The organism is Aquibium sp. ELW1220, from assembly GCF_030398385.1.
In the GTDB taxonomy this organism is placed as follows: Bacteria; Pseudomonadota; Alphaproteobacteria; order Rhizobiales; family Rhizobiaceae; genus Aquibium.
The window spans coordinates 206,400-230,364 of record NZ_JAOAOQ010000003.1 but is presented as its reverse complement, the minus strand read 5'-3'; the positions used below and the strand labels follow the sequence as shown (position 1 = coordinate 230,364).

General features: G+C 66.4%; 22 protein-coding genes and 1 tRNA gene. 14 read left to right on the top strand and 9 right to left on the bottom strand.

Annotated features, from left to right (window positions below):
* The first annotated feature begins 94 nt into the window (after positions 1 to 94).
* A protein-coding gene (prfB, locus tag N1F91_RS04405) for a peptide chain release factor 2 (RefSeq protein ID WP_289990523.1) occupies positions 95 to 1,223 on the top strand; the annotation gives its coding sequence in 2 pieces (ribosomal slippage) (positions 95 to 163 and positions 165 to 1,223; 1,128 coding nt in all).
* A gap of 39 nt (positions 1,224 to 1,262) precedes the next feature.
* On the opposite strand, the gene N1F91_RS04400 is transcribed toward prfB, so the two are convergent.
* The 3 genes from N1F91_RS04400 to N1F91_RS04390 form a co-directional block, all read right to left on the bottom strand.
* On the bottom strand, positions 1,263 to 2,543 hold the full coding sequence (locus N1F91_RS04400) for a M23 family metallopeptidase (RefSeq protein WP_289990522.1): 1,281 nt from the start codon (positions 2,541 to 2,543) through the stop codon (positions 1,263 to 1,265).
* Positions 2,544 to 2,647: 104 nt separating this feature from the next.
* Positions 2,648 to 3,499 carry a ferritin-like domain-containing protein gene (locus tag N1F91_RS04395; protein ID WP_289990521.1) on the bottom strand — a complete coding sequence of 284 codons (852 nt, stop codon included), beginning with the start codon at positions 3,497 to 3,499 and terminating at the stop codon, positions 2,648 to 2,650.
* A gap of 5 nt (positions 3,500 to 3,504) precedes the next feature.
* Complete coding sequence (locus N1F91_RS04390) at positions 3,505 to 3,972, bottom strand: peroxiredoxin (protein WP_289990520.1); 468 nt, start codon at positions 3,970 to 3,972, stop codon at positions 3,505 to 3,507.
* A gap of 153 nt (positions 3,973 to 4,125) precedes the next feature.
* Between N1F91_RS04390 and N1F91_RS04385 the strand changes: the two genes are divergently transcribed.
* A complete protein-coding gene (locus tag N1F91_RS04385; protein ID WP_289990519.1) occupies positions 4,126 to 7,506 on the top strand; it encodes a DUF3971 domain-containing protein in 3,381 nt (1,126 codons plus the stop codon).
* A 330-nt stretch (positions 7,507 to 7,836) separates the two neighbouring features.
* On the opposite strand, the gene tyrS is transcribed toward N1F91_RS04385, so the two are convergent.
* Positions 7,837 to 9,090, bottom strand: coding sequence for a tyrosine--tRNA ligase (gene tyrS, locus N1F91_RS04380; RefSeq protein WP_289990518.1), 1,254 nt, complete (start codon positions 9,088 to 9,090; stop codon positions 7,837 to 7,839).
* Positions 9,091 to 9,197: 107 nt separating this feature from the next.
* Here tyrS and N1F91_RS04375 point away from each other — a divergent pair, with 107 nt between their 5' ends.
* Entirely contained in the window at positions 9,198 to 10,319 is a 1,122-nt protein-coding gene (locus tag N1F91_RS04375) for an anhydro-N-acetylmuramic acid kinase (RefSeq protein ID WP_289990517.1), read from the top strand.
* A gap of 264 nt (positions 10,320 to 10,583) precedes the next feature.
* On the opposite strand, the gene N1F91_RS04370 is transcribed toward N1F91_RS04375, so the two are convergent.
* Positions 10,584 to 11,258 carry an alpha/beta hydrolase gene (locus N1F91_RS04370; protein WP_289990516.1) on the bottom strand — a complete coding sequence of 225 codons (675 nt, stop codon included), beginning with the start codon at positions 11,256 to 11,258 and terminating at the stop codon, positions 10,584 to 10,586.
* A 222-nt stretch (positions 11,259 to 11,480) separates the two neighbouring features.
* On the opposite strand from N1F91_RS04370, the gene N1F91_RS04365 reads away from it, so the two are divergent.
* The 7 genes from N1F91_RS04365 (at position 11,481) to N1F91_RS04335 (ending at position 18,448) form a co-directional block, all read left to right on the top strand.
* Positions 11,481 to 12,647 carry a cysteine desulfurase family protein gene (locus N1F91_RS04365; RefSeq protein ID WP_289990515.1) on the top strand — a complete coding sequence of 389 codons (1,167 nt, stop codon included), beginning with the start codon at positions 11,481 to 11,483 and terminating at the stop codon, positions 12,645 to 12,647.
* A gap of 153 nt (positions 12,648 to 12,800) precedes the next feature.
* Positions 12,801 to 14,321, top strand: coding sequence for a Fe-S cluster assembly protein SufB (gene sufB / locus N1F91_RS04360; RefSeq protein WP_289990514.1), 1,521 nt, complete (start codon positions 12,801 to 12,803; stop codon positions 14,319 to 14,321).
* Between the two features lie 57 nt (positions 14,322 to 14,378).
* Positions 14,379 to 14,600 (top strand): hypothetical protein, encoded by a 222-nt coding sequence (locus N1F91_RS04355; RefSeq protein ID WP_289990513.1) that lies wholly within the window; start codon positions 14,379 to 14,381, stop codon positions 14,598 to 14,600.
* Positions 14,601 to 14,687: 87 nt separating this feature from the next.
* Positions 14,688 to 15,443 carry a Fe-S cluster assembly ATPase SufC gene (gene sufC / locus N1F91_RS04350; RefSeq protein ID WP_289990512.1) on the top strand — a complete coding sequence of 252 codons (756 nt, stop codon included), beginning with the start codon at positions 14,688 to 14,690 and terminating at the stop codon, positions 15,441 to 15,443.
* Positions 15,444 to 15,452: 9 nt separating this feature from the next.
* Positions 15,453 to 16,718 carry a Fe-S cluster assembly protein SufD gene (sufD, locus tag N1F91_RS04345; RefSeq protein WP_289990511.1) on the top strand — a complete coding sequence of 422 codons (1,266 nt, stop codon included), beginning with the start codon at positions 15,453 to 15,455 and terminating at the stop codon, positions 16,716 to 16,718.
* A gap of 60 nt (positions 16,719 to 16,778) precedes the next feature.
* Positions 16,779 to 18,059 carry a cysteine desulfurase gene (locus tag N1F91_RS04340; RefSeq protein WP_289990510.1) on the top strand — a complete coding sequence of 427 codons (1,281 nt, stop codon included), beginning with the start codon at positions 16,779 to 16,781 and terminating at the stop codon, positions 18,057 to 18,059.
* Between the two features lie 5 nt (positions 18,060 to 18,064).
* The gene (locus N1F91_RS04335; protein ID WP_289990509.1) at positions 18,065 to 18,448 is read left to right on the top strand and encodes an SUF system Fe-S cluster assembly protein; all 384 of its coding nucleotides are present in this window, start codon (positions 18,065 to 18,067) and stop codon (positions 18,446 to 18,448) included.
* Positions 18,449 to 18,469: 21 nt separating this feature from the next.
* On the opposite strand, the gene N1F91_RS04330 is transcribed toward N1F91_RS04335, so the two are convergent.
* The 4 genes from N1F91_RS04330 to N1F91_RS04315 all read right to left on the bottom strand — a co-directional run bounded on the left by N1F91_RS04330 (position 18,470) and on the right by N1F91_RS04315 (position 21,260).
* Positions 18,470 to 19,198: a methyltransferase domain-containing protein gene (locus tag N1F91_RS04330; RefSeq protein WP_289990508.1), complete on the bottom strand. Its 729-nt coding sequence runs from the start codon at positions 19,196 to 19,198 to the stop codon at positions 18,470 to 18,472.
* Between the two features lie 145 nt (positions 19,199 to 19,343).
* Positions 19,344 to 20,102 (bottom strand): DNA repair protein RadC, encoded by a 759-nt coding sequence (gene radC / locus N1F91_RS04325; RefSeq protein WP_289990507.1) that lies wholly within the window; start codon positions 20,100 to 20,102, stop codon positions 19,344 to 19,346.
* Positions 20,103 to 20,222: 120 nt separating this feature from the next.
* On the bottom strand, positions 20,223 to 21,056 hold the full coding sequence (map, locus tag N1F91_RS04320) for a type I methionyl aminopeptidase (protein ID WP_289990506.1): 834 nt from the start codon (positions 21,054 to 21,056) through the stop codon (positions 20,223 to 20,225).
* Positions 21,057 to 21,187: 131 nt separating this feature from the next.
* A tRNA-Glu gene (locus N1F91_RS04315) sits at positions 21,188 to 21,260 on the bottom strand.
* A gap of 116 nt (positions 21,261 to 21,376) precedes the next feature.
* On the opposite strand from N1F91_RS04315, the gene N1F91_RS04310 reads away from it, so the two are divergent.
* The 4 genes from N1F91_RS04310 to N1F91_RS04295 all read left to right on the top strand — a co-directional run bounded on the left by N1F91_RS04310 (position 21,377) and on the right by N1F91_RS04295 (position 23,821).
* Positions 21,377 to 22,735 (top strand): tyrosine-type recombinase/integrase, encoded by a 1,359-nt coding sequence (locus N1F91_RS04310; protein WP_289990505.1) that lies wholly within the window; start codon positions 21,377 to 21,379, stop codon positions 22,733 to 22,735.
* Positions 22,735 to 23,349: a hypothetical protein gene (locus N1F91_RS04305; protein ID WP_289990504.1), complete on the top strand. Its 615-nt coding sequence runs from the start codon at positions 22,735 to 22,737 to the stop codon at positions 23,347 to 23,349. Before N1F91_RS04310 ends, N1F91_RS04305 begins: the two co-directional genes overlap by 1 nt.
* 68 nt (positions 23,350 to 23,417) lie before the next feature.
* Positions 23,418 to 23,621: a helix-turn-helix domain-containing protein gene (locus tag N1F91_RS04300; RefSeq protein ID WP_289990503.1), complete on the top strand. Its 204-nt coding sequence runs from the start codon at positions 23,418 to 23,420 to the stop codon at positions 23,619 to 23,621.
* Positions 23,621 to 23,821: a hypothetical protein gene (locus tag N1F91_RS04295; RefSeq protein ID WP_289990502.1), complete on the top strand. Its 201-nt coding sequence runs from the start codon at positions 23,621 to 23,623 to the stop codon at positions 23,819 to 23,821. Before N1F91_RS04300 ends, N1F91_RS04295 begins: the two co-directional genes overlap by 1 nt.
* Positions 23,822 to 23,965: the final 144 nt, after the last annotated feature.

The following is a 23,965-nucleotide window of genomic DNA, read 5'->3' as shown; positions in this document are numbered from 1 at the left end:
CTTCGCGTCACCTTTACAGCGGCGGACCATGGAAATATGGTCCGCCGCGATTCATCACCCATCAGATCCAGTCAGGAAGAGCAGGCGAACTGCCATGCGCGCGGAAACCCAGAACCTCGTCAACGAGATCCAGCAGGGCATCGGCCTGCTGAGGAGGCATCTTTGACTGGGATCAGGCCCACAAGAGACTAGACTACCTGAACATGCTCGCCGAGGACGGCGAGCTGTGGAACGATCCCCAGAAGGCGCAGGACCTGATGCGCGAGCGCCAGTCGCTCGAGGACCAGATCGCGGCCATCCGGCGGCTCTCCGCCCAGCTCGACGACGGCATCGGCCTGATCGAGCTCGGCGAGGAGGAGGGCGACCAGTCGGTCGTCGGCGAGGCCGAGGCCTCCATCCGCGAGCTGCGGGCCGAGATCGCTGCGCGCCAGATCGAGACGCTGCTGTCGGGCGAGGCCGACAAGAACGACACCTATCTCGAAGTGCATGCCGGAGCCGGCGGCACCGAGAGCCAGGACTGGGCCAACATGCTCCTGCGCATGTACACGCGCTGGGCCGAGCGGCGGAAGTTCAAGGTCGAAGTGCTCGAGATGCATGACGGCGAGGAGGCCGGCATCAAGTCGGCCACCCTGCTGATCAAGGGCCACAACGCCTATGGCTGGCTGAAGACCGAGTCCGGCGTGCACCGGCTGGTGCGCATCTCGCCCTTCGACAGCAATGCGCGCCGCCACACCTCGTTCTCGAGCATCTGGGTCTATCCGGTCATCGACGACACCATCGAGATCGAGGTCTCGGAGTCCGACGTGCGCATCGACACCTATCGCGCCTCGGGCTCGGGCGGCCAGCACATCAACACCACCGATTCGGCCGTCCGCATCACCCATCTGGCGACCGGCATCGCCGTGTCGTGCCAGCAGGAGCGCTCGCAGCACAAGAACAAGGCCAAGGCCTGGGAGATGCTGCGCTCGCGCCTCTACGAGGTGGAACTGCAAAAGCGCGAGGAAGCGGCCAACGCGACCGAGGCGTCGAAGTCCGACATCGGCTGGGGCCACCAGATCCGGTCCTACGTGCTGCAGCCCTACCAGCTCGTGAAGGACCTGCGCACCGGCGTGGAGAGCACCAATCCGCAGGGCGTGCTCGACGGCGACCTCGACGACTTCATGGAAGCTTCGCTGTCGCAGAGGATCGATGGCGGCGTCACGACCGTCGAGGACATCGACTGATCGCAGGCGCCGCCGGCCTGGTCCGGCGGGGCCTGCGCGTCAGAGCAGGTCCTTGATCGCCTTGCCGGCGCTGATGAAGCGGACCGGGTTCGTCGCCTTGCCGTTGCGCCGCACCTCGTAGTGCAGGTGCGGTCCCGTCGAGCGGCCGGAGCTTCCCGACAGACCCACGACGGCGCCGGCCGCGACCGTGTCGCCCTCGGCCACCTTGAGCTTGCTCAGATGCGCGTATCGGGTCGTCAGGCCGTTGCCATGGTCGATCTCGACCATCCGGCCATAGCCGCCGTTCCAGCCGGCCTTCAGCACCGTGCCGGCCCCGCTGGCGCGCACCGGGACGCCGACCGAGGCGCGGAAGTCGATGCCCGCGTGGAAGGCCGGGCGACCGATGAGCGGGTCGCGCCGGACGCCGAACCCGCTGGTCACGCTCTGGCCCGGCGCCGGATTGGCGATGGGCAGGCGGACGGCGGCCTGGCGGATGCCGTCGAGCTTGGTCAGCGCGTCGTCCAGTTCCTCGACTTCGGTCTCGAACGGATCGTCCGCGCCGACGGGAACGAGGGGCCCGCCGACATCGCCGGTGCCGTAGTCCGGGTCGACGGGCAGACCGGCATCCTTGAGCGCGGCCACGATCGCGTCGGCGGTCTTGTAGGCGTTTTCCTTCACCGCCCGGATCTTCTGGAACTGCAGCGCCTCGATGGCGTGCAGGGAGCGGTTGATCTTCACGAACAGTAGGTCGGCGCGGTCGGCCGCCGAGAGGCGCTGCGGATCGGCCGCCGGCTTCTGCGCGGCGAGACTGGAGAGGGCCGATGCGGCCGCGCTGGCGGTCGCGGCCGCCGTGGGCGCGAAGGCGTTCTCGAGCGGCAGGTCGGCACGGATCTCGGGCCTGTCGAGCGGGACGGGGCCGCGCGCAGGCAACACGTCCTCGCCCGCGGCCTTTTCCAGAAGGGGCAGGATCATGCCGTTGCGGGCAGTCAGTTCTTCCTGCCGGTCGATGAGTTCGGCGACCTTGCTCTCGACGAGCTGCTGGTCGAGCATCTGCCGGCTGGTGATGCGGTCGACCTGGGCGCGCAGCGCCGAGATGCGGTCTTCATAGGCCTGCTGCAGGCGGGCCTGCCGCGCGACCGTGGCGCCGATCAGGTCGTCGCGCAGCACGAGATAGCTGGTGGCGAGCAGATAGCCGACCGCGCAGGCCGCCAGGGCCGATCCGGCGAGCGCGGACATCCACGGACGCACGGTGAAATGCCGGATCTCCTCGCCGCGGGCGATGATGAAGGTGTGCGGTTCCTTGCGCTTGCCGAAGACGGCTGATGAACGGCTCTTTGACACAGGATACTGCTTTCCGTTGCACGAAAGTCGATGCCTGCCGATTACACTCCATTAGGGTTAACAAACGTTTTCGGGCGCTTCCCCGCGGGCCTCGCGGACGCGTTTCAACCGTGTCGCGAAGAGGCGCTCAGCGCCCGGTAGAAGAGGGGCGTCAGGCCGGCCGCCGCACGGGCGCGGTCGTTGAAGGGCGGCTTCAGGTCGCCGCGAAAATTGGCCCGCACGAGTTCCTGGAAACGCTGGGCGGGGTTGAGCCGGTCGCGCGCGCAATAGAAGCGGAACCACTTGGCCCCGATGGCGACGTGCTTCTTCTCGTCCTCGTAGATGACCCGCAGGATCGCCGCCGTCTCGGCGTCTCCGGTCTCCTCCATCTTCTCCAGCAGCGAGGGCGTGACGTCGAGGCCACGCGCCTCGAGGATCAGCGGCACGACGGCCAGCCGTGCGTGCAGGTCGTTGCGGGTCTGGTGAGCGGCCTCCCACAATCCGCCATGCGCCGGCAGGTCGCCATAGTCGGCGCCGAGCGACCGCAGCCGGTTGCGCAGCAGCGTGAAATGCTTGGCCTCCTCGAAAGCGACCTGCATCCAGCCGTCGAAGAAGCTCGCGGGCGGCCGCTCGGCCGCGAAGCGGGCGACGATGTCGAGCGCCAGGTCGATGGCGTTGAGCTCGATGTGGGCGAGCGCGTGGGCGAGCGCGATGCGGCCCCGATCCGTATGCAGTGACCGCCGCGGCACCCGCTTCGGCTCGACCAGTTCCGGCCGCGCCGGCCGGCCGGGATAGTCGGGAGGCGTCCCGTCCATCGGGCTCATCACCGAGATCGTCCGGTCGAACCAGCGCCGCGCGACGGCGCGCACGATTGCCGTCTTGCGATCGAGGTCGCTCTCGCCGATGGCGTCGATGCAGCCGCCCCGCAGGCTTCTGGGACGGTAGTCGGCCGGGTCCGCGGGGGAGGCTGTATCCATGGACGTCACAGGCTCTTCACGGCCTCGAGCACGTCCTTCGCGTGGCCGGGAACCTTCACCTTGGACCAGACGCGGCGCACCTTGCCGTCCGGCCCGATGAGGAAAGTCGTCCGCTCCACGCCCATGTACTTCTTTCCGTACATTCTCTTCTCGACCCAGACGCCGTAGGCCTCCAGCGTGGATTTCTCCTCGTCCGATGCCAGCGCCACGCTCAGCGAATGCTTCGCCTTGAATTTGTCATGACTTTTTGCGCTATCGGGAGAAACGCCGATGACCGTGGCGCCGGTCGCGTCGAACTCGTTTTTGAGGGCCGAAAAGTCGACGGCTTCGGTGGTGCAGCCGCTCGTGTCGTCCTTCGGGTAGAAGTAGAGGACGACCGCCTTTCCCTTCAGGGACGAAAGCGCGATGGTGCCGCCTCCGTCGCTGGGGAGTTCGAAGTCCGGTGCATCCTGTCCGATTTCTGGAAGTGCCATATGTTGTCCCTTCTGTGTCGACGAGACCCGTCGCGCGGGAACGACCCCGCAGCCGAATTTGGTTAGCGACATCGACGGTTCGCCTTATAGTTAACGTGTGGGATTCGTCCATGGATCACCGCTGAGACGGACGGACGAGTGGAAGAGAGGACCGTGCAGCACGAAAGGGTGCGCTTCCGGAAGGCCGACATAGCGGCCCTCGAGACTCTGCCGTCGGCCTGCGTGCCGCCGCCGCTCGCCAAGCGGCGGGGCGGACGTGGCCGCGCCGTGCTGAAGGCTGGCCTCTATACGGTTCTGGCGGCCCTCGTGCTGCTGGTCGTCGCCGCGGGCGGTCTCTACCTGGCCGGGGCGGCCGGCGTCGGCAACGAGCGCATCAAGCGCGAGGCGGAGATCGCGCTTTCGGCCTATACCGGCGTCCCGGTGCAGGTCGAAGCCGGGACTGCGCGCCTGTCGTGGGGAGAAATCGGGCTTGTCTCCATCGAAATTCCCTCCGTTCGACTGCTGATCGCCGAGGACGGCCGGGAGTTTGCGCGTGCCGGCTCGATGCGCTTCGGCCTTTCCCTCCGGCCGCTGTTGTCCGGGCGGCTCGACGTCGCGGAAGTTGCGCTGAAGGAGGCGGTGATCGATGGCGCCGCCCTTCCGGCATCCAACGAGCCGGGCTGGCTCGACGGCGTCGCCGACGAACGCGGCCTTGTCGATCCCGACAAGGTGGTGGCGTCCATCTTCGGCGGCATGAACCAGCTCTTCGATGCGCTGCAGGGCCGCCAGGCGCCGAGGGTGGTCCTGCGCGACGTGGAGATGATCTTCGCCGGGCCTGCGCGAAACAGCATCCACGCCGAGCGCTTCGCCGCCTGGCGCGAGCCGGGGCAGGGCCTCAAGCTGGAGGGCTCGTTCGACCTTCTCGGCAGGCCGGTCGAGCTGACCGGCTCCGCATCGCGGCGGTCTGCGGCCGGGCTGAAGTTCGACCTGCAGATCGACGTCGCCCGGCTGGCTGTCGAGACGCCGTCGGCGAAGCTGCCGTCGATCGACGGCAGCGGCCGCATCCGGCTGACCGGAACGCGGCCGGCTCCCGGGCGAGGGCGCATCCGCATCGCCGCCTCCGGTTCGGAGCTCATCGCGCTGCTGCCGGAATTCGGGGAGCAGCATGCGGATCTCGATCTGTCCGCCGTTCTCGCCGCGGGATCGGGCAAGCTGGAGTTCGAGCGCATCTCGATCAGGACCGAGCGCTCGACCTTCGCCTTCCATGGCGCGATCGGCCCCGTTCCCGTGGCGGATCAGGGCAGCGCAGCGCCGGCCTATCGCTGGGAGTTCAATTCGGACGGATCGGTGGTGGCCGTGACCGGCGTGCCGGAGCCCGCCCTGCCGTTCCTGGCCCGTGTGGCGGGAACCTACGATCCCGCAGCGCGCCTGCTCACCGCAGCCGAGCTTGGCGTCCGCACGCGACCGGGCGAGGTCTACGGCCAGGCGACGGTGCAGTTCTTCGACGGGCGCAGCCCCTCGGTGGCGCTGGCGCTCGACATTCCGTCGATTCCGGTCGCCCACGCGAAACAGCTTTGGCCGACGCCGACCGCGCCGGGAGCCCGGGCCTGGGTGATGTCGAACGTCTTCGGCGGCACGATCGAAAACTCGCGCGTCCGGCTGCGCGTCGGACCCGGACGGCTCGGCAATGGCATCGAACTGAACGGCGACGAGGTCAACGGCTCCTTCACGATCGCCGACACCCGCTTCGACATCACCGGAGAACTGCCCGCCGTTCGCGATGCCTCAGGGACCGTCGATTTCCGCGGCTCCGACGTCGACATCACGCTGGCGAGCGGCACCGTCTACATGCCGACCGGCCGGACCCTCGCGGCGTCGAACGGATCCGTTCTGATCCGCAAGGTCGAATCGCGGCCGACGACGGGCTTCGTCGACATCGACGTCGAGGGCGAGGCGCAGGCGGCGGCGGAGTTCGCCTCCTACCGGCCGATCGACGCCATGCGACGCCTTGACCTCGCGGCGGAGGACTTCACGGGCAAGGTCAAGGGCAACGTCAAGGTCGAGATCCCGCTGCGCAAGGATTTCCCGGTCGAGGAACTCGATTGGGAAGTGGACCTCGCCTACGAGAACCTCGACATCGCCAAGCCTTTCGACGGACAGCAGGTGACGCAGGCGAACGGCACGATCGACGTCGATCCGTCGCGTGCCGTCATCCGGGCGAAGGCGCTCCTGAACGGCGTGCCCGCCGAGATCGCCATGACGGAACCGCTCGGCTCGTCCGGCACGGACCGTTCGCGCGATGTGTCGCTGGTGCTCGACGACGCCGCCCGCAAGCGGCTGGCGCCCGGCCTGAACGAGATGCTGTCGGGACCCGTGACGGCCAAGGTGGCGATCGTCGGTCCCGGCGAGCAGCGTTTCGACATCGACCTCGGCAAGGCTGAGCTCGCCTTCCCCTGGGTCGGCTGGACGAAGGGCGCCGGCATTCCAGGCACCGCCCGCTTCGTCATGAAGCAGGACGGCGACCGTATCCAGCTCTCCGATTTCGAGCTTTCCGGCGAGACCTTTTCGGCCAAGGGCGACATCGTCCTGGCCGGCGGCAACCTGTCCGAAGCCCGATTCTCGACCGTCTCCCTCAACCGCGGCGACGACGTTGCGGTCAATCTGGTGCGCAGCGGCAAGGGCTACGACGTCGGCATCAACGGCGCCTCCCTGGACGCGCGCTCCGTCATCAAGCTCTATCTTGCCGAGACCGAGAAGGCCGAGGAGGCCGTCGAATCCGTGCCCATCACGCTCGGCGTTGCCGTCGGCCGCACCGTCGGCTTCAACAACGAGGTGATGACGGGACTGAACGTCAGCCTGCGTGGAACCGGCACCGACCTCGGCGCCCTGCGCATCGCCGCGATCTCGTCCAGGGGCGCGCCGGTGTCGATCGTCAACGAGGCCGACAGCACGGGCCGCAACGTCAGCATCCGCTCGACGGATGCCGGCGCGGTGCTGCGTTTCCTCAACATCTACGAGTACATGCACGGCGGCAAGATCGAGCTGTCGCTGGCGGCAAAGCCCAACGGTCCGCTGCGCGGCCAGATCGAAGCGCGCGACTTCCAGGTCATCAACGACCCCAAGTTGCGCTCGCTCATCTCCGCGCCCCCGCCCGACGGTGACGGCCGGTCGCTCAGCCAGGTGGCCAAGCGCGAACTGGACGACCGCAAGGCCAGGTTCCAGCGCGGCTTCGCCCTGGTCGAGAAGGGCGACGGCTATCTCTCGATCGACCGCGGCCTGCTGCGCGGCGCCGAGATCGGCGCGACCTTCCAGGGTGCACTCTACGACCAGCGCGGCAACATGGAGATCACCGGCACCTTCATGCCGGCCTATGGCGTCAACCGCCTGTTCGGCGAGATACCGCTGTTCGGCCAGATCCTCGGTAACGGCCGCGACCGCGGGCTGATCGGCATCACCTTCCGGCTGGCGGGCGATTCGAAGTCGCCGCAGCTCCAGGTCAACCCGATCTCGGCCATCGCGCCGGGCATCTTCCGGTCGATCTTCGAGTTCGACTGAGGGGCGGTGCGCGTTCCACCGGAGGGGCGGTCTTTGGCGTGGTCGCGCGGTGCCGTGGTGCGTCCTTCGAGGCTCGCCCGCCGGTGTCTTGCCCGACCCGCAAAGGCCGCGCGGGCTCGCACCTCAGGATGAGGACCCGTGGGGAATGCCTCTACGTAGAACGAAAAGGCCGAAGCGGCACCGACGGTCCTCATCAAGTCAGTTGCGCTTCGAGTTGTGCGAGCCTTGCGTTTGCGATGACGACGATCTTTCGCATGCCGTTGGCAGTCGAGGCGCGCCGCGGGCCAGCGAGCCTCGAAGGACGCACCACCGCCCCGCGCCCCCAGCCCCTCAGGCAGGGCGCACCAGGATGTGCTTCTTCTTGCCGAGCGACAGCTTGACCACGCCGTCGGCGGTGATCTCGCCGCTGCCGACCATGCGGCGCTCGTCGGAGACGGCCTCGTCGTTGATCTTGACCGCGCCGCCCTGCACGTGCCGCCGCGCCTCGCCGTTGGACCCCGCAAGACCGGCGCGCACGATCAGCGACAGCAGGCCGATGCCGGCTTCGAGCTCGGCCTGCGGCACCTCGATCGACGGCAGGTTCTCGGCCAGCGCGCCCTCCTCGAAGGTTTTCCGCGCGGTCTCCGCCGCCTGCTCGGCATTGGCGCGGCCGTGCAGCATCGCGGTGACCTCGGTGGCGAGCACCTTCTTGACCTCGTTGATCTCGGTGCCGCCGAGTGCCGACAGCCGCGCGATCTCGTCCATCGGCAGGGTGGTGTAGAGCTTGAGGAAGCGCGACACGTCGGCATCCTCGGTGTTGCGCCAGTACTGCCAGAAGTCGTAGGCCGACAGCATGTCCGGGTTGAGCCATACCGCGCCGGACATCGACTTGCCCATCTTGGCGCCCGAGGAGGTGGTGAGCAGCGGCGAGGTCAGCGCGTAGAGCTGCGGCGTGCCCATGCGGTGGCCAAGGTCGATGCCGTTGATGATGTTGCCCCACTGGTCCGAGCCGCCCATCTGAAGCCGCACGTCATAGCGCCTGTTCAGCTCGACGAAATCGTAGGCCTGCAGGATCATGTAGTTGAATTCGAGGAAGGACAGCGACTGTTCCCGGTCGAGCCGCGTCTTGACGCTGTCGAAGGACAGCATGCGGTTGACCGAGAAGTGGCGGCCGACGTCGCGCAGGAACTCGAGATAGTTGATGCCGAGCAGCCAGTCGGCATTGTTGATCATCAGCGCGTCCTTCGCGCCGTCGCCATAGGTGAGGTAGTTGGAGAACACCGTCTTGATGCCGGCGATGTTGGCGTCGATCGTCGCCGGCGTCATCAGCTGGCGCGCCTCGTCCTTGAACGAGGGATCGCCGACCATGCCGGTGCCGCCGCCCATCAGCGAGACCGGGCGATGGCCGGTCTGCTGCAGCCAGTGCAGCATCATGATCTGGATCAGGCCGCCGGCATGCAGGCTCGGCGCCGTCGGATCGAAGCCGATATAGGCGGTCACGGTTTCCCTGGCGAGCAGGTCGTCGAGGCCGGTCTCATCCGAGATCTGGTGGATGAAGCCGCGCTCGGACAGGGTGCGCAGGAAATCGGACTTGAAGGCGGACATGGTCGGCTCTTTCGGTGGCTGCACGCACCGCGGCCGCTGGCCGTGGCGCTCGGGAATGCGCGCCTTTAGCATCGCGGCGACGAGAATCACAAGCTGGACGGGTCTCCATGGCGGTCAAATGCGCGATCGGGCTGATGAGCGGCACGTCGATGGACGGCATCGACCTCGCGGTCGTCGACACCGACGGCATCGACGTCCTGCGTCGCGGACCCTCCGCCTTCGTGCCCTACGAGGCCGCCTTCCGCCGCCGCATCGAGGCTGCGCTCGACGATGCGAAGGCGATCGAGCGGCGTGACGAGCGGCCGGGCGACCTTGCCGATCTCGAACGTGAGATCACGCTGCGCCACGCCCGCGCCGTCGAGCGGTTCCGTGCCGACTTCCCGCAGGCGGCGGGACGGGCGGAACTCGCCGGTTTCCACGGCCAGACCGTGCTGCACCGGCCGGAAAAGGCGCTGACCGTGCAGCTCGGCGACGGCGCGCTGCTGGCCCGCGAGACCGGCCTTCCGGTCGTCTTCGACATGCGCGCCAACGACATGGTCCATGGCGGGCAGGGCGCGCCGCTGGTGCCGGTCTATCACGCCGCACTCGCCCGCTCGCTGCCGGCGCGATCGGCGCGGTTTCCGGTCTGCCTCGTCAACGTCGGCGGCATTTCCAACGTCACCTTCGTGCCCGAGACCGGCGATCCTGTCGCCTTCGATTCGGGCCCCGGCAATGCGCTGATCGACCAGTGGGTGACGGCCGAAGGCGGCGTGCCCTACGACGCCGACGGCATGATCGCCAGCGAGGGCGGCGTGGTGCGGGCGGTGGCGGATGCCTATCTCGACAGTCCGTTCTTCGCGCGCAGGGCGCCGAAATCGCTCGACCGCAACGACTTCACGCTGAATCCTGCCATGGGAATGGAACTCGCCGACGGCGCCCGGACGCTGGCTGCGGTCTCGGCCGAAGCGATTCTCGCGGCGGCCGCCCACATGCCGGCACAGCCCCGGCTGTGGATCGTCTGCGGCGGCGGGCGCAAGAACCCGCACATCGTGGCCGACCTGAGGGCGGGGGCGAAAAAGCTCGGCGGTGATGTGATGCTTGCTGAAGACGTCGGTCTCGATGGCGATGCGATGGAGGCGGAGGCCTGGGCCTATCTCGCGGTGAGATCGGTGATGGGCCTGCCGCTGACCTTTCCGACGACGACGGGGTGCCGGGAGGCCGTCACGGGCGGGGTGCTGGTGGGGGCGTGAAGGGCGGCGGTGAGGGGCCGCGCGCGCGCTCGTAGAAGTTGGCACTCTACGGCGCCCCCCTCTGCCCTGCCGGGCATCTCCCCCACGAGGGGGGAGATCGGCCGTCGCCGCCGCCTCAGCCAATCGCCGACGTTGCAGGACAGGCGGGGCCGCGGCATCTGCCGATCTCCCCCCTCGTGGGGGAGATGTCCGGCAGGACAGAGGGGGGCGCGACGGAGTGGGGTGCTCGTCGGTTTGCGCCTACCGCTATGAAGCCACCCGCTCCTACCGCAGCCGCTTCGGCCGTGCGTCCGACAGTTCGCCGTTCAGCCGCCGGTCGAGGTAGTCCGAGCACTCGCTGATCAGCAGCTCGGTGTCGTTCGAGAAGAAGTGGTTCGCGCCGGGCAGGGTCTTTTGCGTGATCGTGATGCCCTTCTGCGTGTGCAGCTTGTCGACCAGCCCCTGCACGTCCTTCGGCGGCGCCACCTTGTCGGAATCGCCGTGGATGATGAGGCCCGACGAGGGGCAGGGGGCGAGGAAGGAGAAATCATAGGTGTTGGGCTGCGGCGCCACCGAGATGAAGCCTTCGATCTCCGGCCGGCGCATCAGGAGCTGCATGCCGATCCAGGCGCCGAAGGAATAGCCGGCCACCCAGCAGCTCTTGGAATCGGGATGCAGCGACTGCACCCAGTCGAGCGCGGCGGCGGCATCGGAAAGCTCGCCCGCACCGTGGTCGAACTCTCCCTGGCTGCGGCCGATACCGCGGAAATTGAAGCGCAGCGTCGTGAAATTGCGCTTCTGGAACATGTAGAACAGGTCGTAGACGATCTTGTTGTTCATCGTTCCGCCGAACTGCGGATGCGGATGCAGCACGATGGCGATCGGCGCGTTCTTTTCGGTCGAGGGCTGGTAGCGCCCTTCGAGGCGTCCGTCCGGTCCGGCGAAAATGACTTCGGGCATGGGTACTCCAATTCACGACCGCCGGGCGAAGCGCCCGACAAATGGGGTCCGCCCTTGACGAGGGGCCGACGCCTCCATAGAAACCAGTTTAGAATTGTTCAAAACTCGGCGGATGGCCGTCGGTCTGGACAAAGCGGCTAAATAGGACGTGTGGCCTCGCAATTTCAAGGAAATTGCGACATCACCGCCCGCAACGCTCACACTGGAGATCGCATTTCGCCGATGGCCGCCGACCGCGCCTATCTCGACCACAACGCCAGCGCGCCGCTTCTCGAAGCCGCGCGTGCCGCGATGCTGGCCGCGCTGGAGAGCGACGGCAATCCGTCGTCCGTCCATGCGGAAGGGCGGGCGGCACGGCGGCTGGTCGAGACCGCGCGTCGCCAGGTGGCCGCTCTCGTGGGCGGCAAGGCGGATGACGTCGTCTTCACATCCGGCGCGACGGAGGCTGCCGCGACGCTGCTGACGCCCGGCTGGCGCATGGGCCGCGGCCCGCTGAGCGTCTCGCGCCTGTTCGTCACCGCCGCCGAGCATCCCTGCATCCTCTGCGGCGGCCGTTTTCCGGCCGATTCTGTGACCGTCCTGCCCGTCGACCGAAACGGACTGGTCGATCTGACCGCTCTCGAGGCGGCCCTTTCAGCGCATGATCCGGACGCCGGCATGGCGATGCTCGCGATCCACGCGGCCAACAACGAGACCGGCGTGATCCAGCCGATGGCGCAGATCGGCCGCATCGCGCGGGCGGCCCGCGCGCTCGTCGTCGTCGACGCGGTTCAGGCGGCAGGCCGCATTCCGCTCGACATATCCGACGGTTCGGCGGATTTCCTGATTCTCTCCTCGCACAAGATCGGCGGCCCGAAGGGCGCCGGCGCCATCGTCGGCGCATCCGATCTCCTGATGCCCCTGGCGCTGGTGCCCGGGGGCGGCCAGGAGAAGGGCCATCGGTCCGGCACCGAGAACGTCGCCGCCATCGCCGGCTTCGGCGCGGCGGCCGGAGAAGCGCTTGCAGGTCTGGCCGACATGGCGGCGGTGCAGGTCGTGAGGGACCGCATCGAGGCCGAGGTTCGGGCGACGGCGCCGGACGCCACCATCTTCGGCGAGGGCGCGCCGCGCCTGCCCAACACGACATTCTTCGACCTGCCGGGCGTGAAGGCCGAGACGGCGCAGATCGCCTTCGACCTCGCCGGCGTGGCGCTGTCGGCGGGATCGGCCTGCTCCTCGGGGCGGGTCGGGCCGAGCCAGGTTCTCAAGGCGATGGGGCATGGCGACCAAGCGTCGGCGCTGCGGGTCTCGATCGGCCGGTCGACAGGCGATCGGGAGGTTTCGATGTTCACGCAGGCGCTTCGGGCGCTGGTTTCGCGCCAGGCACGGGCGGCGACGCGGGCGGCCTGACGCCGGGAGGGAAAAAACGCGCGTTTCCGTCCGAATTCGGCCCCGCAAAGGGTGAATTTCAGGCGCGGACGCACTAGATCAGGCATACGCCGCAAGCGGTGCCATAGTTTGAAAACTGCCGGGCCTTGAACCCGGCAAGGATGGAGAACAAAGATGCCTGCTGTGCAGGAGACCATCGAACAGGTCCGCAAGATCGACGTGGACCAGTACAAGTACGGATTCGAGTCCTTCATCGAAATGGACAAGGCCCCGAAGGGTCTTTCCGAGGATACGATCCGCTTCATTTCCGCCAAGAAGGACGAGCCGGCCTGGATGCTCGAGTGGCGCCTGCAGGCCTATCGCCGCTGGCTGACGCTCGAGGAGCCGACCTGGGCGCGCGTCGACTATCCGAAGATCGACTTCCAGGAGATCTATTTCTACGCCGCGCCGAAGAGCACGCCCGGTCCGACCTCGCTGGACGAGGTCGACCCGGAACTCCTCAAGGTCTACGCGAAGCTCGGCATTCCGCTGAGGGAGCAGGAAATCCTCGCCGGCGTGCAGAAGCCCGTCGCGACCGACGAACTCGAAGAGGCGAACGACAACGGCGCAGCGCCGCGTCGCGTGGCCGTCGACGCCGTGTTCGATTCGGTCTCCGTCGTGACCACCTTCAAGAAGGAGCTGGCCAAGGCCGGCGTCATCTTCTGCTCGATCTCCGAGGCGATTCGCGAGCATCCCGAACTGGTGCAGAAATATCTCGGCTCGGTGGTTCCGGTTTCCGACAACTACTACGCGACGCTGAACTCGGCCGTCTTCACCGACGGGTCCTTCGTCTTCGTGCCGAAGGGCGTCCGCTGCCCGATGGAGCTGTCGACCTATTTCCGCATCAACGAGAAGAACACCGGCCAGTTCGAGCGCACGCTGATCATCGCCGAGGAGGGGGCCTACGTCTCCTATCTCGAGGGCTGCACGGCGCCGCAGCGCGACGAGAATCAGCTGCACGCGGCCGTCGTCGAGCTCGTCGCGCTCGACGATGCCGAGATCAAGTATTCGACGGTGCAGAACTGGTATCCCGGCGACAAGGACGGCAAGGGCGGCATCTACAACTTCGTCACCAAGCGCGGCGACTGCCGCGGCGACCGGTCGAAGATCTCGTGGACGCAGGTCGAGACCGGCTCGGCGATCACCTGGAAGTACCCGTCCTGCATCCTGCGCGGAGACGACAGCCGCGGCGAGTTCTACTCGATCGCGGTGTCGAACGGCCACCAGCAGGTCGATTCCGGCACCAAGATGATCCACCTCGGCAAGAACACGTCGAGCCGCATCATCTCCAAGGGCATCTCGGCCGGCAAGTCGAACAACACCTATCGCGGCCAGGTCTCGGCCCACCGCAAGGCGACCAACGCGCGCAATTTCACCCAGTGCGATTCGCTCCTGATCGGCAACGACTGCGGCGCCCACACCGTGCCCTACATCGAGGCCAAGAACGCGACGGCGAAGTTCGAGCACGAGGCGACCACGTCGAAGATTTCGGAAGACCAGCTGTTCTACGTCATGCAGCGCGGCATTCCGGAAGAGGAGGCCGTGGCGCTGATCGTCGGCGGCTTCGTGCGCGAGGTCATCCAGGAATTGCCGATGGAATTCGCGGTCGAGGCGCAGAAGCTGATCGGCATCTCGCTGGAGGGGAGCGTGGGGTAATCGATCGCACGTCCACCAGCCGATCAACCTGACGCGCGCAGTCATCAGGAGAGACGCATGAACGAGAGTGTCGAGAATTTGGTGCTGGAACACCTGAGGGCCATGCGGTCGGACATCAGTGCGCTGAAAAACAACGTCGCCGGCGTTCGTGCCGAGATGATGGGTATTAAGCACCACATCGCGGCGTTTCTCGGACATGAAATCGTTCAGGATGGCGACATCGCGTCGCTCAAGGAACGCGTCGAGAGGATCGAGAAACGTCTCGATCTGGTTGATTGATTTTACACGACCGCTGATGCCGCCCGGTCTTGATTGCGGGTGTCCCACGTAACTGATCTGAACGAACCCTAGAGACGAAGCCAAATCATGCTTGAAATCAGAAACCTCCACGCCCGCATTGCCGAGACCGGCACGGAGATCATCCGCGGGCTCGACCTGACCGTCAGGGACGGCGAGGTCGCCGCGATCATGGGGCCGAACGGCTCGGGCAAGTCGACGCTGTCCTATATCCTCGCCGGACGCGACGACTACGAGGTCACCGAGGGCGAGATCCTGTTCAACGGGCAGTCGATCCTCGGGATGGACCCGGCCGAGCGCGCCGCGTCGGGCATTTTTCTCGCCTTCCAATATCCGCTGGAGATACCGGGCGTGGCGACGATGGAGTTCCTCAAGGTCGCGCTCAACGCGCAGCGCAAGGCGCGCGGCGAGCCGGAGCTGAAGATCCCCGACCTGCTGCGCAAGGTGAAGGAAGCCGCCGGCCGGCTCAACATGGACATGGCCATGCTGAAGCGGCCGCTCAATGTTGGCTTTTCCGGCGGTGAGAAGAAGCGCGCCGAGATCCTTCAGATGTCGCTGCTGGAGCCGAAGCTCTGCGTGCTCGACGAGACCGATTCCGGCCTCGACATCGATGCGCTGAAGGTGGTGGCCGACGGCGTCAACGCGCTGCGCGCGCCCGATCGATCGATGGTCGTCATCACCCACTACCAGCGCCTGCTCGACTACATCGTGCCGGACACCGTGCACGTGCTCTACAAGGGCCGGGTCATCAAGTCGGGCGACAAGTCGCTGGCGCTCGACCTCGAGCAGAACGGCTACGCCGACATCATCGGCGAGGCGGCATAGGTGGACGCCATGAACATGCACGCAAAGCCCCAGAGGACGCATGCCGAGACGGCGCTGATCGACGGCTTCGTCGAGCGCTTCTCGGACCTGCCCGGCAACGAGGCGGTGATCCGCCGCCGCGACGACGCCGTGGAGCGGCTGAAGGCCGGCCTGCCGACCCGCCGCGTCGAGGCCTGGCACTACACCGACCTGCGCCGCCTGCTCGCGACCGTTCCCGCCTATGATCCCACGGCCAGTGCCAGGCCCCTGCCGGCCCTGCTGCAGGGCTCGACGGTTCTGCCCGTCCTAAACGGCGTGGCCGCCCACGCGCCGCGCATCGAGGGCGTGTCGGTCGTCGGACTGGAGCAGAAGCTCGCGGACGGCTCGATCGCTCCCGCAATGACGTCCCGCGATGCCGCCGACGTGATCGCGCCGCTCAACGCGGCCTTCGTCACCGACGGCTGGTTCCTGGACATTGCGGACGGCGCTGCTGTCGACGGTCCGATCGAACTGCAGAACGTCCAGGCCGGCGGCCAGGTCCATGTCCGCTTTCCGGTGCGGGTCGGCGCGGGCGCCAGGGCGACCATCGTCGAGCGGCAGAGCGGCAGCGGCGATGCACTGGTCTCGTCGGTCAGCCACATGACGGTGGGCGAAGGCGCGGATATCACCTGGGTTATCCTGCAGGAACAGCCGGTCGGGGCGACCCATTTCGGCCAGTTCAACGCGGTGCTGGCGAAGGACGCGAAGCTGACGCTCTTCGTCATGAACACCGGCGGCAAGCTGGTGCGCCAGGAGATCAAGGTGGATGCGAAAGGCGAGGGCGCCGTCTTCAACCTGCGCGGCGTCAACCTGCTTAACGGCGACAGCCACACCGACGTGACCATGGTGCTCGACCATTCGGCGCCGAACACCACGTCCTCGGAAATCATCCGCAACGTCGTGACGGGCAGGGCGCGCGGCGTCTTCCAGGGTCAGATCCGCGTCGATCGCCTGGCGCAGAAGACCGATGCTAAGATGGCCTGCAACACGCTGCTTCTGTCGGACGAGGGCGAGTTCTCGGCCAAGCCGGAGCTCGAGATCTTCGCCGACGACGTGGCCTGCGGCCATGGCGCGACGGTGACCGAGATCGATCGCAGCCACCTCTTCTACTTGATGGCCCGCGGCGTGCCGGAGAAGCAGGCCCGTGGCCTGCTGGTCAGGGCTTTCGTGGCCGAGGTCATCGAGGGTCTGGAGGACGAGGCGCTGGTGGCGGCGCTGGAGGCGAAGCTCGAGGCCTGGTTTGCGAGGAACGGGTGAGTCTGGCTGACGTCATCCTCGGGCTTGTCCCGAGGATCTGCAGCGTTTGGGAGTTTCGCGATGGCCAATTCTGTTGATCTGAGGGCGGTGGATCCTCGGGACAAGCCCGAGGATGACGCCCGGCCCTACGACGTCGAGGCGATCCGCCGCGATTTCCCGATCCTGTCGCGCGAGGTCTACGGCAAGCCGCTCGTCTATCTCGACAACGGCGCCTCGGCGCAGAAGCCGCAGGTGGTGATCGATGCGGTCTCCAATGCCTATGCCAGCGAATACGCCAACGTGCACCGCGGCCTGCACTTCCTGTCCAACGCCGCCACCGACGCCTACGAAAAGGCGCGCGAGAGCGTGCGGCGGTTCCTGAACGCGCCCTCCGTCGACGAGATCGTCTTCACCAAGAACGCGACCGAATCGATCAACACCGTCGCCTATGGCTGGGGCATGCCCAACATCGGCGAGGGCGACGAGATCGTGCTGTCGATCATGGAGCACCATTCCAACATCGTGCCCTGGCACTTCATCCGCGAGCGGCAGGGCGCGAAACTGGTCTGGCTGCCGGTGGACGACGACGGCGCCTTCCATATCGAGGAGTTCGTGAATGCGCTGACGGAGCGCACGAAGCTCGTCGCCATCACCCAGATGTCGAATGCGCTCGGCACCGTGACGCCGATCAGGGAGATGTGCCGGATCGCGCATGAGCGCGGCATCAAGGTGCTGGTCGACGGCAGCCAGGGTGCAGTGCACATGCCGGTCGATGTCCAGGACCTCGGCTGCGATTTCTACGTCTTCACCGGCCACAAGGTCTACGGACCGTCGGGCGTCGGGGTGCTGTGGGGGCGGATGGACCTTCTGGAGACGATGCGCCCCTTCCAGGGCGGCGGCGAGATGATCGAGGACGTCTCGATGGACCGCGTCACCTACAACCACCCCCCGCACCGCTTCGAGGCCGGCACGCCGCCCATCGTCCAGGCGATCGGGCTCGGCGTGGCCCTCGACTACATGGACCGGATCGGCCGCGACAGGATCGCCGCGCATGAGGCTGTGCTGCGCGACTATGCGCACCAGCGGCTCGGCGCCATCAACTCGCTGCGCATCTTCGGCAACGCGCCCGGCAAGGGCGCCATCGTCTCGTTCGAATTGCAGGGCATCCATGCCCACGACGTCTCGATGCTGATCGATCGCTCGGGCGTCGCGGTGCGGGCCGGCACCCATTGCGCCCAGCCGCTGCTGAAGCGCTTCGGCGTGACCTCGACATGCCGCGCGTCTTTCGGCATGTACAACACGACGGGCGAGATCGACGTGCTCGCCGAAGCGCTGGAAAAGGCGCGGAAATTCTTCGGATGAAGGCCATGACAGACCAGACCGAACCAACCTCAGGCGTGCCCGCCGATTCGATCGAGGCGTCCTCGGCGATCCCGGCCGACGAGATCGCGCGGCTGACGGACGACATCGTCAGCGCGCTGAAGACCGTCTACGATCCGGAAATTCCCGCCGACATCTACGAGCTCGGCCTGATCTACAAGATCGACATCGAGGACGATCGCCAGGTCAAGATCGACATGACGCTGACTGCACCCGGCTGCCCGGTGGCCGGAGAGATGCCGGGATGGGTCGAGAATGCGGTCGGCTCGGTGGAAGGCGTCTCCGGCGTCGCGGTCTCGATGGTCTTCGACCCGCCCTGGACGCCGGACCGCATGTCGGAAGAGGCGCAGGTCGCCGTCGGCTGGTACTGAGCCCGGCCGCGCCGTCCCGCGTCAGCCGGCGCGGGGGGCTTCGGCGCGCATCGCGATGATCGACTTGTTCAGCCCGAACGCCTTCTCGTGGAAGACCTCCGCATCGGAGAACAGCCCGCGCATTTCCCGGGTCGACAGGAGCCGGTGATGCCGGATGATGTCGTCGGCCTCGGCGCGGTCGTCGATGCGGCGGAAGAAGCCCAGCGAAAAGCGCATGATCAGCCGCGCCCGCAACGCCACCGGCAGGTACTGGAAGCCTGGGAAGCGGAAATGGGGCTCGTAGGGAAACCAGAAGTTCGGCGTCTGGATGTAGTAGCGCGGCGCCAGCCGGCGCGCATTGGCGGCGAAGTCCTGCATCGCCTGCCAGCTGCCGACGTGCTCGATCACCGAATTCGAATGGACGAGATCGAAGCTGCGATCGGCAAACAGGGCGCGGTCGGTCGCGCTGCCCTCGAAGAACGAGAACACGTCGCGGTCCTGGATGGCCTGCGGCTCCCGGTTGATCATGGTGATGGTCAGCCGGTGCCGGTTCGCGCGGATGAAGTCGGCGCCGATGCGCCAGTAGGTCTCCGTTCCGCCGAGGTCGATGATGTCGGCTCGCCCGCGCTCGGCGATGATCGCCTCGATCAGCCGCTGCACATGGGCAAAGCGCCTGGCGCGGAAGCGGAATTCGATGCTCTGCGCATTGGCATAAGGATCGGCCTTGACCGGAGCGCCCAACGCGGCGCCGGCTATCGATGCATTCGTCATTGTCGTCCCCGGAATGTCCCAAGGATGGAGATATGGTAAACGAAGGATGAATGCATCATTAACCTCCTGTAAAGGTTAATGATTTCGCGCCAATTGATTCAAATGCAAGATGAAACGCCGCCACCGCGTTGCCCGGAGGCGGCCGTCACATCAGCTGCAGCCCCTTCAGGCTGGCATGCCCGGACTTGCCGATGATGATGTGGTCGTGGACGGCGATGCCGAGCGGCTTGGCCGACTCGACGATCAGCTTCGTCATTTCGATGTCGGCGCGGGACGGCGTCGGGTCGCCCGAGGGGTGGTTGTGCACGAGGATGATCGCGGTCGCGGAGAGTTCCAGCGCCCGACGCACGATCTCGCGCGGATAGACCGGGGTGTGGTCGATGGTGCCGGTCTGCTGCACCTCGTCGGCGATCAGCGCGTTCTTCTTGTCGAGGAAGAGGATGCGGAACTGCTCGCGCGTCTCGAAGGCCATCGCCGCGCGGCAATAGTCGATCACCGCGCTCCATGACGTCAGCACCTGACGGCCGCGGATCGTGCTCCGGAGCATGCGCTCTGCGGCGGCGGCGGCGAGCTTGATCTCAAGCGCCACGGCCGGCCCGACGCCCTTCACCTCGCCGAGCAGGCGAGGGGGCGCGCCAAGCACCTCGGCGAAGGAGCCGAAGCGGGTGATCAGCGCCTTGGCGATCGGCTTCGTGTCGGCACGGGGAATGGCGCGAAACAACAGCAGCTCGAGCAGCTCGTAGTCGGCCAGCGCATCGGCGCCGACCTGCACGAAGCGCTCGCGCAGCCGCTCGCGATGGCCGGCATAATGTGGCCTGGGCGCGCCGGTGCCGACCGGCGGACGCGCCGATGCGACGCTGCGTTCGGAGAAGAAGCCGCGCTCGTCCTCGTCCTCGCTGCCCATGAACGCCCTCGCCACCGCCAGCCCCACCCGCTGGCCAGGCGCAAGCTTAGACCACGACGCGGCAAGATTGAACAGGTCGCAGCGACTGCCGAAGGCGCGGTCGCGGCGTGGGCCGTCGGCTCAGGCGGCTTCGGGCAGCCCCGGCCGGTCGAGCCCGCCGGGCGAAAGGGTGAAGATCTCGCAGCCCGTGTCGGTCACGCCCACCGTGTGCTCGTACTGCGCCGACAGCGAGCGGTCGCGGGTGACCGCCGTCCAGCCGTCCGACAGCACCTTCACGTGGGGCCTGCCGAGATTGATCATCGGCTCGATGGTGAAGATCATGCCGGGACGCATCTCGACGCCCTCGTTGCGGCTGCCATAGTGCAGGATGTTCGGCGCGTCGTGGAACAGGCGGCCGACGCCGTGGCCGCAGAAATCGCGCACCACCGAGCAGCGCTCGGCCTCCGCGAAGGACTGGATCGCCGCGCCGATGGCGCCGGTGCGCGCGCCGGGCACGACGGCCGCGATGCCGCGCATCATCGATTCGTGCGTCACCTCGAGCAGCCGCTCGGCGGCCCGCTTGATGCGGCCGACCGGATACATGCGCGAGGAATCACCGTGCCAGCCGTCGAGGATGTAGGTGACGTCGATGTTGACGACGTCGCCCTCGCGCAGCGGCTTGGCATCGGGAATGCCGTGGCAGACCACATGGTTGATCGAGGTGCAGGAGGATTTGGTGTAGCCGCGATAGTTCAGCGTCGCCGGCAGCGCGCCGTGATCCATGCCGAACTCGAAGACGAAGCGGTCGATCTCGTCCGTCGTCACGCCGGGGGCGACACGGCTCGCCAGCTCGTCGAGCGCGCGCGCCGTCAGCTGGCAGGCCTTGCGCATGCCCTCGAACGACGCCTCGTCGTAGAGCCGGATCTGGCCGGTGTTCTTCAGCGGCGCGAGCGTTGCATCCTGGTATGTGACCATCTGGCGGCTTCCATTGGCGATCGGTGGCGGGAGCGGCGGGCGCCCGATCCTGATTTGGCATCGATCCGCCCGGGCATCAAGGCCGCAGATCGCACGCAAAGGAGACCGATGAGATGGAGGGTGGATCTGCCTGGCACGCCCAACGGGAATCGAACCCGTGTTTCCGCCGTGAAAGGGCAGATAACATATCCGTGAATCAATCGCTTTCGTTCGCAGAAGTTCAATAAAATCAATGGAAAAGGCGTTTTGCGTTCGTGCTTGTGCGCGGGCGTTCGCTGGCATATATTTGATTGATATTTGACGGTTTCGGAGGCGGGCAGATGGCGAAGACACTCAAAGACGCATCGGTCACGACGGCGAACGCCCGGAAGGCGCTTGCGGCTGGCGTGCATTGGAAGGGGTTGGACCCTGAAGTTCACCTTGGATATCGCAAGGGAAAACGGGCCGGTGGCGTCTGGCTTGTCCGGTGGCGGTCGGGTGTCGGCTACAAGCAGGCGAGCATCGGCACGGCCGACGACGTGATCAAGGAAGGCACGATCGATTACCATTCGGCCGTCAAGGAAGCGCGGACGCTCGTCGAGCAGGCGAGGAAGGACGCGGCGGCGGCGGCGGCCGGTCCCGTCCTTACGGTGGCGGCGGCTGTCACCGAATATGTGTCGGCGCGCGACGCTCGCGACAGCAAGAGGGCGGGGCGCGACAAGCGGTCTGACGCCGGCCAGCGTCTCGGGCGGTACGTCCTGGGCCAGCCTGGGCGCGGCAAACAGGAAGATATCCCCGCCGCTGCCATTGCGTCCGTGCCGCTGCACTCTCTGAAGGAAGGCGATCTTCTGGCGTGGCGTGCGGGGCTTCCTGACGCGATGAAAGCGACGACGCGGCAACGGCTGATCAACGATCTGAAAGCCGCCCTCAACGCCTCCTATGCGTCAAACAGGGACCGCCTTGACCCTACCTTTCCCGGCATCGTCAAGCATGGCTTGCGGGCGCTGGAGTCGACGGAAGATGACGAGCCGGTGGCGCGCGACAATCAGATCCTCGCGGATGCCGATATCGGCCGGCTTCTTCGTGCTGCACGTGAGATCGATCAAGAGCAGGATTGGGACGGCGATCTTTTCCGCTTGGTGCTCGTGCTCGCGGCGACGGGCGCGCGGTTCTCGCAAGTCGCTCGTATCCGTGTCTCGGATTGCCAAATCGCGGCGGGCCGTATCCTCGTGCCGGTGAGCAGGAAGGGCAGGGGCGGCAAGTCAGGCGCTATCACCGTTCCGGTCGGCCGTGACGTTATCGAGGCGCTGGCGGGCATCGTAGCGGGCCGCAAGCCTGAAGACCGTCTTCTAGAGCGGTGGCGTCGGGAGCAACGCAAAGGCGGCATCGAGTGGCACCGTGCCGATCGCGGGCCATGGCAGTCAGCGGCCGAGCTCGTGCGCCCTTGGCAGGCGATTCGCGAGCGGGCGGGCCTGCCGGATGCTATCCCGTACGCTCTGCGGCATTCCAGCATCGTGAAGGGCATCAAGGCCAACCTTCCTATCCGGCTTGTCGCGGCGCTGCATGACACGTCAACGGCCATGATCGAACGGCACTACACGTACTGGGTCACGTCCGGTCTGGAGGAAATGGCGCGGACGGCAATCGTACCGCTGGTCCCTGATGCGAGCAACGTCGTTCAGTTCACGGTGCAACGCTGATGAGCAAGCTTTCTGCCTTTCGCGATTTTGAAGCCGATCTAGAGGCGATGATGCGCGACTACGGCGAGGCCACTCGTGACGGTGAAGAGGACTGGCAAAAGCGGATGCTGGCCCATCAGTCATTGTCCGCGATTATCGGGCTCATGGACCGGCTCAATATGCCAGCCGGGCTCGATCGAGGTTTCACTCGGTTGCACGAGGCACTTTGGGAGATCGACCGTGGCAACAAGGTTCAGTGGCTCGAATCCGCTCAAGGCGGTCGCCCGCCGATCGTTGGTCGGGCTGCACTCCTCCGGGCGCGAGTCGCTGCGGTGATGGAATACCTCATGAAGAACGAGACCAAGCGCGAGGCGGCGGCAAAGTTCGTGTTTCGCACGCTGGCGCCAAGCGTGGCCGCTGGACTCGGCGCAAAAGGCTGGGGTTCTATTGCCGGATGGAGGGATGCGCTTACTGGTAGCGTCGAACCGGAAAGACATGAGGAAGTCGAGGGTTTCCAAAAAACGCTCGCGCAGCTAACCGCTCAACCAGGCGCCGTTCAGCAGCGCGCAAAAATCATGCTCCAGGCGATTTCCAAGGCGACGCATGATACTTTCGGGAAAACCCATAGTGTTTAGCCGAACGAAGTAGTCCGAATTTGTCCTCGTGAACAACGGCGTTTTCGCCATCAACCACGGGACAGACAATGCAACAGCATCCAGACTTTCCGGACAGCCTCGGGTTCTCGATCGATGAATGTGCTGCGCTCGCTCCTGTAGGGCGCACTATGATCTACAAAGCCATCAAGGAAAGGCGTCTTGTCGCTCGCAAGTGCGGCCGGCGTACTCTCATTCTCGCTGATGACTTCAAGGCGTTCCTTGCTTCGCTTCCGGTCATGGAGGCGGCGTGATGGACGTGCTTCCCCTGACTGCACCTGAACACGAACATTCTGCTGCGGTCGACGCGGCGGCCGAATGGCTTGCACTCAATCCCCGCGACAAGATCAACAGGCCGGTTGTCCCGATGCTGCGCGAGCGGTTCGGCTTGTCGGCCATGGAAGCAATCGAAGCGATCCGAGCGGCAAACTTGCGACATGCGAGGGCGCGCTGATGCGACACCCTCCTGACAATCGAAAGCCGGCCGTTGTGGCGACGACCGGCTCCCGGAAAGATATCAAGCTTGGCGGCTTCGATGCTCGGGACAATAACGAACCTGTCCGCGCCCTGCAAGCCGCTCGCCTTCGCAGTCGGTTCC